The sequence below is a fragment of the Williamsia sp. SKLECPSW1 genome (genome assembly GCF_054332755.1).
In genome coordinates this window covers 2,183,179-2,197,755 of record NZ_JBTGLI010000001.1, presented here as the reverse complement: position 1 = coordinate 2,197,755, position 14,577 = coordinate 2,183,179, and the positions used below count along the sequence as shown (strand labels likewise).

At 70.3% G+C, this 14,577-nt stretch carries 11 protein-coding genes and 1 tRNA gene; 4 read left to right on the top strand and 8 right to left on the bottom strand.

The window, feature by feature from the left end; translation table 11 throughout:
* The first annotated feature begins 50 nt into the window (after nucleotides 1-50).
* Nucleotides 51-830, top strand: a complete 780-nt coding sequence (locus ACXVUM_RS10265; protein ID WP_458521685.1) for a pirin family protein — start codon at nucleotides 51-53, stop codon at nucleotides 828-830.
* A gap of 12 nt (nucleotides 831-842) precedes the next feature.
* Here ACXVUM_RS10265 and ACXVUM_RS10260 read toward each other — a convergent pair whose 3' ends face one another.
* Both ACXVUM_RS10260 and ACXVUM_RS10255 read right to left on the bottom strand, forming a co-directional pair.
* Nucleotides 843-1,616, bottom strand: coding sequence for a PIG-L deacetylase family protein (locus ACXVUM_RS10260; protein ID WP_458521684.1), 774 nt, complete (start codon nucleotides 1,614-1,616; stop codon nucleotides 843-845).
* 29 nt (nucleotides 1,617-1,645) lie between these two features.
* Entirely contained in the window at nucleotides 1,646-2,779 is a 1,134-nt protein-coding gene (locus tag ACXVUM_RS10255; protein WP_458521683.1) for an FAD-dependent oxidoreductase, read from the bottom strand.
* A 107-nt stretch (nucleotides 2,780-2,886) separates the two neighbouring features.
* Here ACXVUM_RS10255 and ACXVUM_RS10250 point away from each other — a divergent pair, with 107 nt between their 5' ends.
* Nucleotides 2,887-3,573: a TetR/AcrR family transcriptional regulator gene (locus tag ACXVUM_RS10250; RefSeq protein WP_458521682.1), complete on the top strand. Its 687-nt coding sequence runs from the start codon at nucleotides 2,887-2,889 to the stop codon at nucleotides 3,571-3,573.
* Nucleotides 3,574-3,577: 4 nt separating this feature from the next.
* Here the strand turns inward: ACXVUM_RS10250 and ACXVUM_RS10245 are convergent.
* Together ACXVUM_RS10245 and ACXVUM_RS10240 are read right to left on the bottom strand one after the other, a co-directional pair.
* A tRNA-Thr gene (locus ACXVUM_RS10245) sits at nucleotides 3,578-3,653 on the bottom strand.
* A 135-nt stretch (nucleotides 3,654-3,788) separates the two neighbouring features.
* Complete coding sequence (locus ACXVUM_RS10240) at nucleotides 3,789-5,048, bottom strand: DNA polymerase III subunit delta' (RefSeq protein ID WP_458521681.1); 1,260 nt, start codon at nucleotides 5,046-5,048, stop codon at nucleotides 3,789-3,791.
* A 68-nt stretch (nucleotides 5,049-5,116) separates the two neighbouring features.
* Between ACXVUM_RS10240 and ACXVUM_RS10235 the strand changes: the two genes are divergently transcribed.
* Nucleotides 5,117-6,823: an adenylate/guanylate cyclase domain-containing protein gene (locus tag ACXVUM_RS10235; RefSeq protein WP_458521680.1), complete on the top strand. Its 1,707-nt coding sequence runs from the start codon at nucleotides 5,117-5,119 to the stop codon at nucleotides 6,821-6,823.
* A 10-nt stretch (nucleotides 6,824-6,833) separates the two neighbouring features.
* On the opposite strand, the gene ACXVUM_RS10230 is transcribed toward ACXVUM_RS10235, so the two are convergent.
* From ACXVUM_RS10230 to ACXVUM_RS10215, 4 genes are all read right to left on the bottom strand, one after another.
* Entirely contained in the window at nucleotides 6,834-7,715 is an 882-nt protein-coding gene (locus ACXVUM_RS10230) for a sensor domain-containing diguanylate cyclase (protein ID WP_458521679.1), read from the bottom strand.
* Between the two features lie 31 nt (nucleotides 7,716-7,746).
* Nucleotides 7,747-10,782: a type I DNA topoisomerase gene (gene topA / locus ACXVUM_RS10225; protein ID WP_458521678.1), complete on the bottom strand. Its 3,036-nt coding sequence runs from the start codon at nucleotides 10,780-10,782 to the stop codon at nucleotides 7,747-7,749.
* Between the two features lie 213 nt (nucleotides 10,783-10,995).
* The gene (locus ACXVUM_RS10220) at nucleotides 10,996-11,574 is read right to left on the bottom strand and encodes a hypothetical protein (protein ID WP_458521677.1); all 579 of its coding nucleotides are present in this window, start codon (nucleotides 11,572-11,574) and stop codon (nucleotides 10,996-10,998) included.
* Between the two features lie 166 nt (nucleotides 11,575-11,740).
* Entirely contained in the window at nucleotides 11,741-11,944 is a 204-nt protein-coding gene (locus ACXVUM_RS10215) for a cold-shock protein (protein WP_020109852.1), read from the bottom strand.
* A gap of 304 nt (nucleotides 11,945-12,248) precedes the next feature.
* Between ACXVUM_RS10215 and ACXVUM_RS10210 the strand changes: the two genes are divergently transcribed.
* On the top strand, nucleotides 12,249-14,573 hold the full coding sequence (locus tag ACXVUM_RS10210) for a DEAD/DEAH box helicase (RefSeq protein ID WP_458521676.1): 2,325 nt from the start codon (nucleotides 12,249-12,251) through the stop codon (nucleotides 14,571-14,573).
* The last annotated feature ends 4 nt before the right edge of the window (nucleotides 14,574-14,577 follow it).

The window sequence follows — 14,577 nt, the reverse complement described above, 5'->3', positions numbered from 1 at the left end:
CCCGGATTCCCCGGGCGCCCGCCGCGTCGTCTCCGACGAAGGTCTGCCCCATGACTTCTGCAGCACCCGCGATCGACGTCCGCCGCGCGGCCGATCGCTTCTCCACCCGGATCGGGTGGCTCGACTCCCACCACTCGTTCTCGTTCTCGTCGCACTACGACCCCGACAACACCCACCACGGGCTGCTTCTGGTCAACAACGACGACATCGTCACGCCGGGGCAGGGTTTCGAGACCCACCCCCACCGCGACATGGAGATCGTGACCTGGGTCCTGCAGGGGTCCCTGGTGCACCAGGACTCGATGGGCCACTCCGGTGTCATCTACCCGGGGCTCGCCCAGCGCATGAGCGCCGGGACCGGGATCCTGCACTCGGAGAAGAACGACTCGTGGCGACTGGGCGCCGCAGCCGGCGAGCACTCGTCGGTGCACTCCGACCCCGTGCACTTCGTCCAGATGTGGGTCCTCCCCGACGAATCGGGGATCACGCCCGGTTACGAGCAACTCGAGATCGACGACGAACTGCTGTCGGGCGGTCTCGTGACCGTCGCGTCGGGGATGCCCGACCACGTCGATCACGCGGCGATCCGCATCCGCAACCGGTTCGCGGCGATGCACGTCGCGCGTCTGCGGCCGGGCGGCGAGCCGGTGACGCTGCCCGACAGCCCGTTCGGCCACGTCTTCGTCGCGCGCGGCAACGTCGAGATGGAGGGCATCGGTGCCCTGCACGAGGGTGACGCCGTGCGGCTCACCGGATCCGGCGGTCAGCGCCTGTCCAGTGCGACCGGCGCCGAGGTCATCGTGTGGGAGATGCACGCGGCCATCGGCTGACCGATCCCGTCCTCAGAGCGGCAGGTGATCGACCATCGGACGGTGGGCCAGGTCGGCGTGGCGGAACGACTCGACGCCGAACACGGTGCGCAACAACTCGATCGGCATGGCGAGGAACGGCCCGAAGTCGCCGACCTGTGTGGCGTGGGCGACCATCGCTGCGCGCTTCGCCTCGATGACGGACGACACGTCGACCTCGACGGTGATCTCCGACGCGGGCACGCCGAACGAGTCGAAGTCGATGTCCGGGGTGTCCTCGGTCCACGCCGGGTTGGCCTTCATCATCTCGCGCATGCTGTCGCGGTTCACGACGCTCTCGAATCGGTGTGGCGTCCCGGCCATCTCGGCCGCCGCCCGGCCGACGTGGTGCACCGCGATGTGGTCGGGGTGTCCGTAGCCCCCGTTGCTGTCGTAGAAGGTCACGACGTCCGCCGACTCCTCGGTGAGGACGTCCGCCAGACGCCGGGCGGCCTCGTCGACCGGGATGTTGGAGAAGGCGGCGGGATTCTCGTTCTCCGGCGTGCCCGCCATCCCCGAGTCGGGGAAGTCGAACATGACCATGCGGTGCACGCCGAGCGCCTCCGCCGAGGCCTCCAGCTCGCGGCGGCGGCGGGACAGCAGCGACTCGCCGGGCTCGAGGATGCCGTCCGGGAACTCACCGAGCGCGCCGTCGGTGGCCGTCACGAGGACGACACGATGACCCGCGTCGGCGGCCAGTCGGATGGTCCCGCCGGTCGAGAAGACCTCGTCGTCGGGATGGGCGTGGAAGCAGACGAGAACGCTCATCGGATGAGCGTAGTCAGCCCGGCCCGGAGTCACCGATCGGCCGTCGCCCGGCCGAGGAACGCGGCCAGACCGTGCGGTGCCGAGTCGCCGACGCAGAGCTCGAGGATCTCCCGCGCGGCGGGGCCGGCGGTCGCCGTCCGTTCGGACATCGCCGCCTCGTGGTCGACGATCGCGCGCTCGGGATCGTCGGCATGCGCCGCCAGCGCCAGCGCCAGCTGTGCCCCGTCGTACATCGCGAGGTTCGCGCCGTCGCCGGCGGGCGGCGCGAGGTGGGCAGCGTCGCCGATCAGTGTCACGCCCGGGACCCGATCCCAGCGCGTGCCCTCCGGCAGCTCGTGGATCCGTCGGATCACCGGGGGCGTCGCGCTGTCGGTGACGAGGGCGACGAGTTCGGCCGGCCACCCGTCGAACTCGGCGGCGACGCGACCGAGGACGTCGTCGGAGGATTCCAGCGCATCCACCCACTCGGCGGGTCGTCGCAGCTGGACGTAGGCGTGCAGGACGCCGCCCGCCTCACGATGGCTGGAGATGCCCTGACCGGGTGCGAGCGCGAACATGCCGCCGTTGCCGGCGAGCGCCGCGGTCGACGGGTGGACGGTGTCGACGTCGTAGAGGTAGGTCTCCACGTACGTCACCCCGACGTAGCGCGGCTGGGCGTCGGTGAGCAGCGACCGCACCTTCGACCACGCGCCGTCGGCGCCGACGAGGACGTCGGTGACGGCGGCGGTGCCGTCGGTGAAACGGACCTCGTGGCGGCCGTCGGCGAGCGTGGACACGGACGCGACCTTCATCCCCCAACGAACGGTGTCCTGGGGGAGGGACTCGATGAGGATGCGCCGCAGGTCACCCCGCAGGACCTCCGGTCGACCGGCGGCGACGTCGTCCTCGGGTGCGTCGTCGTCGAACAGGACAGCGCCGGTGGCGTCGACGACGCGGGTCGCCTGGCCACCGCGGTGGATGATCGCGCGGAACTCCTCGGTGAGTCCGGCGGCGGCGAGCGCCGCCTGCCCGTCCTCCTCGTGGATGTCGAGCTGCCCGCCCTGGGTTCGGCTCTGGGCGGACGGCTCCGCCTCGTAGACGGTCGCGGTGATGCCGTGGACGTGCAGGACACGGGCGAGGGTCAGCCCGCCCAGGCCGGCTCCGATGATCGTGATGGTGCTCATGGCTGTCTCCTTCCCGGCCCCGGGGGCGCGGAGTGGTGGTTTCTGGAACGGCGTTCCAGTGATGCCATAAGTTTGGAACGTCGTTCCAGAAATGTCAAGATGGGTGCATGCCCCCACGTGTACGTCGTGCCGACTCGTTGTCGAAGGACGCCATCGTCGCCGCGGCGACCGAGATCCTGGACTCCGGCGGCGAGGACGCGCTGACGTTCCGCGCGCTCGCGACCAGCTTGTCGACCGGCGCCGGGGCCATCTACTGGCACGTGGCGAACAAGGACGAGCTGCTCGCCGCGGCGACAGGCGATGTGGTCGACCGGACGCTGGCACCCGTCGCCGACATCGCCGATCCGCGGGAGGCGCTGCGAGGCATCGCCATTCGCGTGTTCGACACGGTCGACGAGTCTCCCTGGGTCGGCGCCTGCCTGGTGCGCGGGTTGGGACAACCCGGGATGGTCGCCGTGCTCGAGGCGGTGGGCCGCAGGGTCGACGCCCTGGGTGTGCCGCGGGCCCGGCGATTCGACACCGCCACGGCCCTGGTCACCTACATCCTCGGTGCCGCCGGCCAGAACGCGGCCAACGCACGTGGGCACGCGAACCCGCAGGCGCACACGCGATCGGACGCGCTGGGACATGAGGCGGACCGGTGGGCCTCACTCGATGCCGAGCGGTACCCGTTCGTGCGGGAGATGGCCGACTCGTTGCGCGACCACGACGACCGCGAGCAGTTCCTCGCGGGGGTGGATCTGATCCTCGCCGGGATCGACGCCCGGGAATCGGGCGCCGTCCGGGGCGGGTGACGCGTGGAGCCGCCTGCGAGAATCGAACTCGCGACCTTTTCATTACGAGTGAAGCGCTCTACCGACTGAGCTAAGGCGGCGTGCCGCCCGTGGGCAGCGCGGACCAGTGTATCGACCGGCCCGCACCCCGACCAAACCGCGTCCCGACGCCTGGTTTCGTGTGGTTCTCGCGACGCCCACCTGCGCGGATGGTCGCGAGAAGTACACAGGATCGGTCAGCGGCGGAGGGCTGTCGCGATCGAGGCGACCATCGCGTCGACGGCGAACTTGGGTTTGACGTTGTAGTCGAGGACCTCGCGGCACCGCAGTACCGCCTCGACGCATTGCAGCAGCCGCTCGGGTGGGGCGAAGGCGGCCATCCGGTGGGTCTGGTCGGCCATGTCGGGATGCATCGCGACGACGGGCGCGGCGTAGGCGGCGACGACCGCGTCGCGGAACAGGGCGGCCAGATCCACCAGCGCACGGTCCAACACGTCACGCTGCAGGCGCGTCCTCCGCGACTTCTGCTGGCGTTCCAGTTCTTTCAGGACCCCCGCCGACCCGCGCAGTGCGCCCGCAGCCCCCTTGCCGGTACCGCCGGCGCCCAGCACGGTCCGCAGTTCCTCGGTCTCGGCCTCGTCGACCTCGGCGCTGATGGTCTTGGCGACGGCCTCGGCCGACCGCACCAGGTTCTCCGCGTCGCCGTAGACGGTCGACTCGCGGGTCGCCGCGCGGGCCAACCCCAGAGCCTGCGTCCGCTGGGACCGCGCGTGCTCGTCGGTGGCGAGCCGCCGTGCGCGTCCGACGTGTCCACCACACACCGAGGCGGCCCACCGCGCGGTCTCGGCGTCGATGCCGTCGGCGATCAGCACGTCGCCGATCGCGTCGACGGGCGGCATCGTCAGCGGTATGTGGCGGCATCGCGAGCGCAACGTGACCGAGATGTCCTCGGGGTCGACGCTGGGTGCGCACAGCAGGATGACCGTCCGCGACGGCGGCTCCTCGACGACCTTCAGCAACGCGTTCGCGGCCTGTTCGGTCAGGCGGTCGGCGTCCTCGATGAGGACCACCTGCCAGCGACCCGTCGCGGGCCGTCGCGACGCGATCTGGACCGTCTCACGGATGAGTTTCACCGAGATGCTCAGCCCGTCGGGGACGATCCGACGGACGTCGGCATGGGTGCCGCTCATCACGGTGGTGCACGCGTGGCAGTGACCGCACCCGACGACGTCGGGATCGTCACACTGGAGCGCCGCCGCGAAGCACTGCGCCGCCACCGATCGGCCGCTGCCGGGCGGACCGGTGAACAGCCACGCATGGGTCATGGAACTGCGGACGGGCACCGTCGGAGCCGCGGAGTCCTCGCCGAACATCGACACCGCGCCGTCCTCGGCCATCGTGACGTCGGCCGCGACGGCTCGAGCCGACCGCGCGGCGGCGGAGAGTTCCTCCACGACGTGGCCCTGCCCGACGAGGCGGTCGAACACCGATGTCACGCCGGCCAGCCTAACCGGGCCGTCCGACACCGGGTGGTGTGCCGTACCCGCCCGCTACCGTTGCATGCGTGGTCGAACGTCAATCGCGCGCACGCAGGGTCAGCCACCTGCTTCGCTGGTTGGCGCACACGCCGTGGCCGATCCTCGCACTCGACCTGCTCCGGGCGAACATCATCGGCGCACTCTTCACCTTCGCCTTCCTCCGCTTCGGGATGCCGTACGAGTACACCGTCCGGCTCGACGAGATCAACGGCTACAACCAGGCCGTCTTCGTCGTGTACCTGCTGGTGGCCACGTTCGTCGGCGGATACCTCAGCATCCTGCTGACGCTGCCCGTGTTGGTGTGGCACCGCAGACGCACCCGCCTCGACAACGACTTCGCTCGCCGCCGTGCGTTGCGGCTGCCCGTCCTGCTCACCATGGTCAACCTCGCGCTGTGGGCGGTGGGCGGTGTGCTGTTCGCGCTGCTCACCATGAAGGCGTCCGGGTCGACGGCGCTCGTGGTGTGGCTCGCGTCGGCGATCGGCGGCTTCGTCTCCTGTGTGTTGGGCTACATGCAGTCGGAGAAGGTGCTGCGGCCCATCACCGTCTCGGCGATGGCCAACGACCCGACCAGTACGCCGATCGCCCCCAGCATCACCGTCCGGATCGTCCTGTTCTGGTGCATCAGCGTCGTCGTCCCCCTGCTGGCCGTGGTCCTGCTGGTGATCGGCCAACAGACCGGCGTCATCACCACCGACGCCGCCGGCCTGCAGCGTCCGCTGCTGTGGCTCGTGGTCGCGACCGTCGTGTTCGGTCTCATCGGCCTGATCCGCCTCGTCGGTGCCATCGCCGACCCCATCAAGGAGCTCCGCGAGGCGCAGCTGTCGGTCCGGTCCGGCGACCTCGACGCATCGGTCCGCGTCTACGACGGCAGCGACATCGGCCTGCTGCAGGCCGGTTTCAACGACATGGTCGCCGACCTGCGGGAACGGCAGGAGCTCCGGAACCTCTTCGGCCGCTACGTCGGGGAGGACGTCGCCCGACGTGCGATCGAGAGCGGGACCCAACTCGGCGGTGAGGAACGGTACGTCGGTGTCCTCTTCGTCGACATCGTCGGGTCGACTCGGCTCGCCGTCACCCGCCCGCCCCGCGAGGTCGTCGACCTGCTCAACGAGTTCTTCCGCGTCGTGGTCGAGACCGTCGGAGGTCACGGCGGGTTCATCAACAAGTTCCAGGGTGATGCGGCGCTGGCCATCTTCGGCGCTCCCCTCGACCTGCCCGATTTCGCCGGCCAGGCCCTCGCCGCCGCCCGCGAACTGCGCATCGAGCTCGAACGGACACTCGGCGAGACGGACGTCGGCATCGGCGTGTCCGCGGGCAAGGCCATCGCGGGACACATCGGATCCGAGAAACGCCTCGAGTACACAGTCATCGGCGACCCGGTGAACGAGGCGGCCCGCCTGACCGAGCTGGCCAAGGACGAGGCGACCCGCGTGCTGGCGTCGGCGCGGGCGATCTACCTCGCCTCGGACGCCGAGGCCGAGTGCTGGGACATCGGGGAGAGCGTCGAACTCCGCGGTCGGGGGATCGAGACGAAGCTCGCGCGTCCCAAGTTCGCGCTCGTCGTCGACGACGAGGACCTCGACGCCGACCAGGACGGTGTCGCGGACAGTGCGGTCGGTGCGTCGTTGACCCGGGGCCCGAGCGCGACGGGCACGGGCGAGACATCCGGCGCCGACGGCGAGTCGATCGCCGACGATGACGACGACGAGGAGGCACGGGCGCGTCGCTGACGCGGGCGGCTCACCCGCCGACGACGCGTCCCGGACCCGCGCGTTTCGCCTCGTACATCAGCGCATCGGCTCGTTGGAAGCACTCGGCGGTGCTCTCGTCGGCGCGCAGCGTGGTGTGGCCGGCGCAGAACGTCTGCCCCTCGGGGACGACGGCCGCCAGTCGTCGCAGGACATCCGCCGTGCGGTCGGCGTCGGTGTGGGGCAGCGCGATCGCGAATTCCTCTCCGCCCCACCGGGCGACGACCCCGGGTGCCCGCACCGTCGCGACGGCGGCCCGCGAGAACTCCACCAGCAGACGGTCGCCGGTGAAGTGGCCGTGGGTGTCGTTGAACGCCTTGAACCGGTCGAGGTCGATGACGGCGAACGACAGCGGGTCCGCGCGGTCGACCATCTCGTCGAGACTGCTCGACCAGTCCTCCCAGCCGCGCCGGTTCAGCAACCCGGTGAGCGGGTCGGTGGACGCGGCGGCCAGCAGGTTCTGCTCCGCGGTACGCCGATCGGTGGTGTCGTGGACGACCGCCATCGTCCAGACCCGACCGTCCGGACCCGCGACCGACGACGCGGACACCCACCCCCAGCGCACGGTGCCGTCGGGCTGCACGTAGCGCTTCTCCACCCGGAGCGGCTCGCCGCGTCGATCCGCGTCCGCCATCATCGACTCCATCGCGTGGTGATGGTCGATGTCGTCGGGATGGGTGAACTCGCGTGACGATCGCCCGGCGATCTGCGGCCAGGGACGACCCACCATGGCGCAGTAGGCGGCGTTGGCCGCGGTCAGCAGGCCCTGTTCGTCGGCGAGTGCCATCGGCACCGTGCTCGCGTCGAACATGGCGTGGTACCACCGGTCGTCGAACGACGCGATGGTGCCCGACCGGATCTGCTCATCCCCCACGGATCCCCCGCCCCACCGAGGGGGCCTGCGCTCAGCCGTCCGAGCCGGCTCCCCCGGATTTCTTCGCGGCAGACTTCTTCGCAGCGGTCTTCTTCGTGGTCGTCTTCTTCGCGGTGGTCTTCGTGGCGGCCGCGGTCTTCTTCGCGGTCGTCTTCTTCGCCGTGGTCTTCTTCGCCGTGGTCTTCTTCGCCGCGGCCTTCTTGGCCCTCTTGGGAGCCGGCCCGCGTGCACGACGGTCGGCGAGCAACTCCATCGCGCGCTCTGCGGTGATGGACGCGACGTCGTCGTCCTTGCGCAGGCTGGCGTTGGTCTCACCGTCGGTCACGTAGGGACCGAAACGGCCGTCCTTGATGACCATCGGCTTCTCGCTGACACTGTCGTTGCCCAGTTCACGCAGCGGCGGAGCGGCGGCCTGTCGGCCCCGACGCTTGGGTTCGGAGTAGATCTTCAGCGCCTCGTCGAGCGTGATGTCGAAGATCTGCGCCTCGGTGGCCAGGGACCGGGAGTCGGTGCCCTTCTTCAGATACGGGCCGTAGCGGCCGTTCTGGGCGGTGATCTCCTCACCGCTCTCGGGATCCGCACCGACGACGCGCGGCAGCGACAGCAGCTTGAGCGCGTCCTCCAGCGTGACCGAGGCGATCTCCATCGACTTGAACAGCGAGCCCGTGCGCGGCTTGGGGCCGGCCTTCTTCGCCGCGGTCTTCTTGGCCGCCTTCTTCGCCGGGGCCTTCTGTGCGGCAGGAGCTTTCGTGGCCGTCGCGGTGCCGCCACCGGCGGACGCCGCGGCGGGCTCACCGTCGAGCGGTGTCGGCGCCGACGGTCCTCGGCCGACGTCGGATCCGTCGTCGCCGTCGTCGTCATCGTCGGGATCGGGGAGGACCTCGGTCACGTACGGACCGAAACGACCCTCCTTGGCGAGGATCTCGTGGCCGGTCTGCGGGTCGTACCCGAGTGAGCGACCCTCCTGCGGCGTGCTGAAGAGCTTCTCGGCCACCTCGAGGGTCAGCTCGTCCGGCGTCATGTCGTCGGGGAGGTTGGCGCGCTGCAGATCCGGCTCGGCGTCCGGGGCGGCGACGTTGCGTTCCAGATAGGGCCCGAACCGCCCGACTCGGACGACGACGGGGCGGCCCTGGTCGTCGTCGAAGAGCTTGATGGAGTTGATCTCCCGGGCGTCGATCTCCTCGAGGTTCACCCCGACGAGCTTCTTGAGCCCGCCGTCCTCGGCGATCTCCGCGTCGGCGTGGGAACCCGTCGTCGACCCGCCGAAGTAGAAGCGCGACAACCAGTCCGTGCGGTTCTCCGAGCCCGACGCGATCTGGTCGAGATCGTCCTCGAGCGACGCGGTGAAGTCGTAGTCGACGAGACGACGGAAGTAGGCCTCGAGCAGACCGACCACGGCGAACGCCACCCACGACGGGACCAGCGCGCTGCCCTTCTTGTGGACGTAACCGCGGTCCTGGATGGTGCCGATGATCGAGGCGTAGGTCGACGGACGACCGATGCCGAGGTCCTCGAGCATCTTGACCAACGACGCCTCGGTGTACCGGGCCGGCGGGTTCGTCGAGTGCCCCTCGGCCTGGAGGTCGGTGCTGGTGAGGTGCTGGCCCTCGGTGAGCGTCGGCAGTCGCACCTCGTCGTTGTCGGCCTGACCGCCGGCCTGCTCGTCGACGGTCTCGACGTAGGCCGACAGGAAGCCGGGGAACGTGATGGTGCGGCCCGACGCGGCGAACGTCGCCCGCTCGCCGGTGGTCGCGGTACCGCTGATCCGCAGGCTCATCGTGGTGCCGCGGGCGTCGGCCATCTGGGAGGCGACGGTCCGCTGCCAGATCAGCTCGTAGAGCCGGAACTCGTCGGACTGCAGCGACGACGCGACCTGACCGGGCGTCCGGAACGACTCGCCTGCCGGACGGATGGCCTCGTGGGCCTCCTGCGCGTTCTTGACCTTCCGCGTGTACTGCCGCGGCGACGGGTGGACGTAGTCGGCCCCGTAGAGCTCACGGGCCTGATCGCGGGCCGCCGTGATCGCCGACTCCGACAGCGTCGTTGAGTCGGTGCGCATGTAGGTGATGTAGCCGTTCTCGTACAGACGCTGCGCCACCCGCATGGTGCGGTCGGAGGTGAAGCGAAGCTTGCGCCCGGCCTCCTGCTGCAGCGTCGACGTCATGAACGGCGCATAGGGACGGCGGGTGTACGGCTTCTCCTCGACGGAGGTCACCGTCATGTCCGCGCCCTGCAGGCCGTCGGCGAGGGCGCGGGCCCGGGACTCGTCGAGGACGACGATGCCGTCGGTCTTCTTCATCCTGCCGGTCGAGTCGAAGTCACGACCGCTGGCGACGCGGGCGTCGTCGACGGACACCAGCTTCGCCCCGAAGGTCCGCGGGGTGACGTCGGCGCCGGCGTCGAGTGTGGCCGCGATGTCCCAGTAGTCGGCGGAGACGAACGCCATCCGCTCGCGCTCCCGCTCGACGATGATGCGCGTCGCCACCGACTGCACGCGGCCCGCCGACAGCTTCGGCATGACCTTCTTCCACAGGACCGGCGACACCTCGTAGCCGTACAGGCGGTCGAGGATGCGGCGGGTCTCCTGCGCGTCGACGAGGTCGGTGTCGAGGTCGCGGGGGTTGTCGGCGGCGGCCTGGATGGCCGACTGGGTGATCTCGTGGAAGACCATCCGGCGGACCGGGACGCTGGGGCGGAGGGTCTCCAGCAGATGCCACGCGATGGCCTCGCCCTCGCGGTCACCGTCTGTGGCCAGGTAGAGCTCGTCGACACCCTTCAGGAGCTGCTTGAGCTCGGTCACCGTCGACTTCTTGTCCGGGGAGACGACGTAGAGGGGCTCGAAGTCCTCGTCGACGTTGACACCGAGGCGCGCCCACGGCTGGCCCTTGTACTTGGCAGGGACGTCGGCGGCGCCGCGCGGGAGGTCACGGATGTGCCCCCGGGACGACTCGACGACATAGTTCGACCCGAGGTAACCCGCGATCTTGCGTGCCTTCGTCGGTGACTCGACGATCACCAGACGACGCACGTCGCCCCGTGACGGGGACGTGGTGTCGCTGTCTGCCACGGTCTGTGTCCGTGCCTTTCCTCTATATGTGTGTCGGCGGTCCGCCCACACATGGTGCCGACCGGCACATGTCTGGCCTGTTCTACCCCATACCGGACCCTTTTGACACAACGCCGGATCGGGACGGATCGTTTCCGGCCGCACCCACACCGTAGGCGTCCGACGCGACGTGGCGCGCTGGAGCCCAGGTCAGGGGCCTGACAGCAGGCCTGCTCAGACCGTCGGCCAGGCGGCGAACGCGGCCGGGTCGTCGGGTGGGGCTCCGATGCTCTCGACCAACCGGCCCAGCCGCCGACGGCCGGTCACGCGCAGCCCCGGGTTCGCGCCCCGGGTGCCCACCAGCGTGGGCGCAATCCCCGCCCGCATCAGTGCGGTGGCGAGCGGCGCGTGGGTCTCGGGTGCGTGCGGGTCGAGCCCCAGGATGTAGCGCCCCTCGTCGGGACGTCCGGAGGCGATGGTCCACAAGCGCAGCGCCCGCGGTGACGGCACCCAGCCGGCCGGCATGGTCTTCACCGCGCCCGTGACCCACGACCGCGTCAAGGCCTCCAGGGCCTTGCTCGTCTCGGTCCTCGCCATGGGAGAGCCCTCGTCGGAGACCGCCGTCGAGGCGCGGGCCCCGCTGCGCTCGATCTCCTCGACGAGCGCCTCGGCGCGCCACGGTGCGGCGACGACGATGGAGACCCGGCTGCCCGCAGGCGTGTGACTCGACTGCCCCTGTGCCGCAAACAAACCCGCGAGATCGGCGAGCGACGGCTCGTCGGTCTCGGCGGAGAAGAAGGACAGCTGACCCACGGGTGGGACACTACCCCGGCGGTGTGGTCCCGACCTGCGCGGACGGTCTCACACCGCCCCCGAGACAGATGTCGCCCCCGGCACCGCGCAGGTGCCGGGGGCGACGGTCATCGAGTCACGGTCACGCCCGGTGCCGCGACTCGCGTCGGCACCGGACACGGGACCCTCAGAGTCCGCGGACCCCGGTGGCCTGCGGGCCCTTGGTGCCCTGGCCGACCTCGAACTCCACGCGCTGGTTCTCCTCGAGGGTGCGGAAGCCCGAACCCTGGATCTCCGAGTAGTGGACGAACACGTCGTCGGGGCCGTCATCGGGTGCGATGAAGCCGAAGCCCTTCTCCGCGTTGAACCACTTCACAGTCCCCTGTGCCATGTACCTGCTGTCCTCACTGCTCACCGAATGCGGCGTGATGTCCCTCGCGCCGGGTCCGTTCCGACCGCCATACCTACTGGCGACGTTTGCGGACGAGCCGCGCACTAACCTTGGGTACCACGTCCGCAACACGATCCCGAGAGCCCGACATGGCGATGACGTACCCCCGAGAACTGCGACCGACGAAATTCAATCACGGCGGACGCACTCCCGACAGTGGAGAAGCCGAACCGAGTGCGTCCCGGTGGGATTTCACCTGCCGGACACCCCTCGGTCATGGTGTCCGTCAACGACATCGCGCCTGGTGACGCTACCCGAGACCTTCGGCGGAGGCCTGCTGCGACGCACGCTCGCCGGCGTGGACGACGCGTTGTCACCTGTCACATACGCGACCGTGATCGACTCGCAGACAGCACTGTTCGACGAGTGGCCGACCTGGGCGCATCCGGGGGCGGTGGAAGCGTTCCGCGACCGCGGTGTGTCGCGGCCATGGACCCATCAGACGCAGGCCGCCGAGCACGCCCATGCGGGCCGGAACGTCGTCGTGTCGACCGGGACGGCATCGGGGAAGTCGGTGGCCTACCAGCTGCCCGTCCTCACCGACCTCGTCGCCGATCCGCGTGCCACCGCGCTGTACATCTCCCCGACGAAGGCACTGGGGGCCGACCAGATCCGGTCGGTGAGCGCGTTGATCGCCGGCCGGCCCGAATTCGCGCACATCGCACCGTGTTCCTACGACGGGGACACCGAACCCGATGTGCGCCAGTGGGCCCGTCAGCACTCGCGGTGGCTGTTCACCAACCCCGACATGCTGCATCTGGGCTTCCTCGGTTCACCCGGACGCTGGCGCCACTTCTTCCGGAACCTGCGATACGTGGTGATCGACGAATGCCACCACTACCGTGGGGTTTTCGGTGCTCACACCGCGCTCGTCGTGCAACGCGCACTGCGGATGGCCCGGCTCGCCGGCGCCGATCCGGTCGTGATCGCCGCCAGCGCGACCGCGGGAGATCCCCGGGGTGCGTTGACGCGCCTCATCGGCGCCGACTGCGTCGCCGTCACCGACGACGGCTCGCCGCACGGAGAGCGGACCGTCGCCCTCTGGGAGCCCGGGTTCTCCCCCGGCGTCACCGGTGAGAACGGGGCGCCCGTGCGACGGTCGGCGGGTGCCGACGCCGCGCGCATCCTGGCCGACCTCGTCGTCGAGGGGGCGCGGACCCTCTGCTTCGTCCGGAGCCGTCGCGGCGCCGAGATCGCGGCGCTGGCCGCCCGGCACCTGGTCGCATCGGTCGATCCCGAGCTGGCCGATCGCATCGCGGCCTATCGGGCGGGATACCTCGCCGACGACCGTCGCGCCCTGGAGGCGGCGATGTCGGACGGGGCGCTGCTGGGCGTGGCGACGACGAACGCCCTCGAACTCGGTGTCGACATCGCGGGCCTCGACGCCGTCGTCGTCGCCGGCTACCCGGGAACCGTCGCGTCGTTCTGGCAGCAGGCGGGGCGCGCCGGGCGTCGCGGCGAGGGGTCCCTGGTGGTGATGGTCGCCCGGGACGACCCCCTCGACACCTACCTGGTGCACCATCCCGAGGCGCTGCTCGGCCGACCGGTCGAGTCGGGTGTGTTCGATCCCGCCAACCCCTATGTCCTGGGGCCGCACATGCTGTGCGCGGCGACCGAGGCGCCGCTCACCGATGCCGACGTGACCGCGTTCGGGGCGGCGGACGTCGTCGCCGACCTCACCGCCCAGGGCCTCCTCCGACGACGCGCGGCGGGCTGGTACCCCGCGGCGGGATTGGAACCGCATGCCGAGGTCGACATCCGCGGCGGCATCGGCGGACAGGTGATGATCGTCGACACCACGACGTCGCAGCTGCTGGGCACCGTCGACACCGGCCGGGCGATGTCGAGCGTGCACGCCGGTGCCGTGCACCTGCACCAGGGCCGCACCTTCGTCGTCGACGACCTCGATCTCGACGAGGGTCTGGCGCTGTGTCACCCCGAGGAGCCCGACTGGACGACGTCGGCCCGGGAGACCACCTCCATGGACATCACCGCCGTCCTGGAGTCGTTCGACGCCGGGGCGCTGCACGGGGCGTTCGTCGAGGTCGACGTCACGCATCAGGTCGTCGGCTACATGCGCACCCTGGTCTCCGGGGAGGTGCTCGACGTCGTCGAACTCGACATGCCCCCGCAGACGCTGCACACGCGGTCGGTGATGTACACGCTCACCCCCGAGGCCCTCGAGGGCGCAGGCGTCGCGGCGGACCGGTTCCCAGGCGCACTCCACGCCGCCGAGCACGCTGCCATCGGTCTGCTCCCGCTGATCGCGACGTGCGATCGGTGGGACATCGGCGGACTGTCGACGAACCTCCATCCCGACACCGGCCTGCCCACCGTCTTCGTCTACGACGGTTACCCCGGTGGCGCCGGGTTCGCCGAACGCGGCCATCGCGCGTTCCGGACATGGATCCGGGCGACCCTCGACGCGGTGACCGCCTGCCGGTGCGAGACCGGGTGTCCGTCGTGCGTGCAGTCCCCGAAGTGCGGGAACGGCAACGACCCGCTCGACAAGGCCGGGGCCGTCGCGGTGCTGCGCCTGGTCCTCTCGCTGGCCGGCCCGGGCGACTGAACCA

What these genes read in the sequence shown, in the direction of transcription:
- ACXVUM_RS10255 (WP_458521683.1), bottom strand. Translation starts at nt 2,779, where the DNA reads ATGAGCACCATCACGATCATCGGAGCCGGCCTGGGCGGGCTGACCCTC.
- ACXVUM_RS10260 (WP_458521684.1), bottom strand. Translation starts at nt 1,616, where the DNA reads ATGAGCGTTCTCGTCTGCTTCCACGCCCATCCCGACGACGAGGTCTTC.
- ACXVUM_RS10265 (WP_458521685.1), top strand. Translation starts at nt 51, where the DNA reads ATGACTTCTGCAGCACCCGCGATCGACGTCCGCCGCGCGGCCGATCGC.
- ACXVUM_RS10215 (WP_020109852.1), bottom strand. Translation starts at nt 11,944, where the DNA reads ATGGCACAGGGGACTGTGAAGTGGTTCAACGCGGAGAAGGGCTTCGGC.
- ACXVUM_RS10250 (WP_458521682.1), top strand. Translation starts at nt 2,887, where the DNA reads ATGCCCCCACGTGTACGTCGTGCCGACTCGTTGTCGAAGGACGCCATC.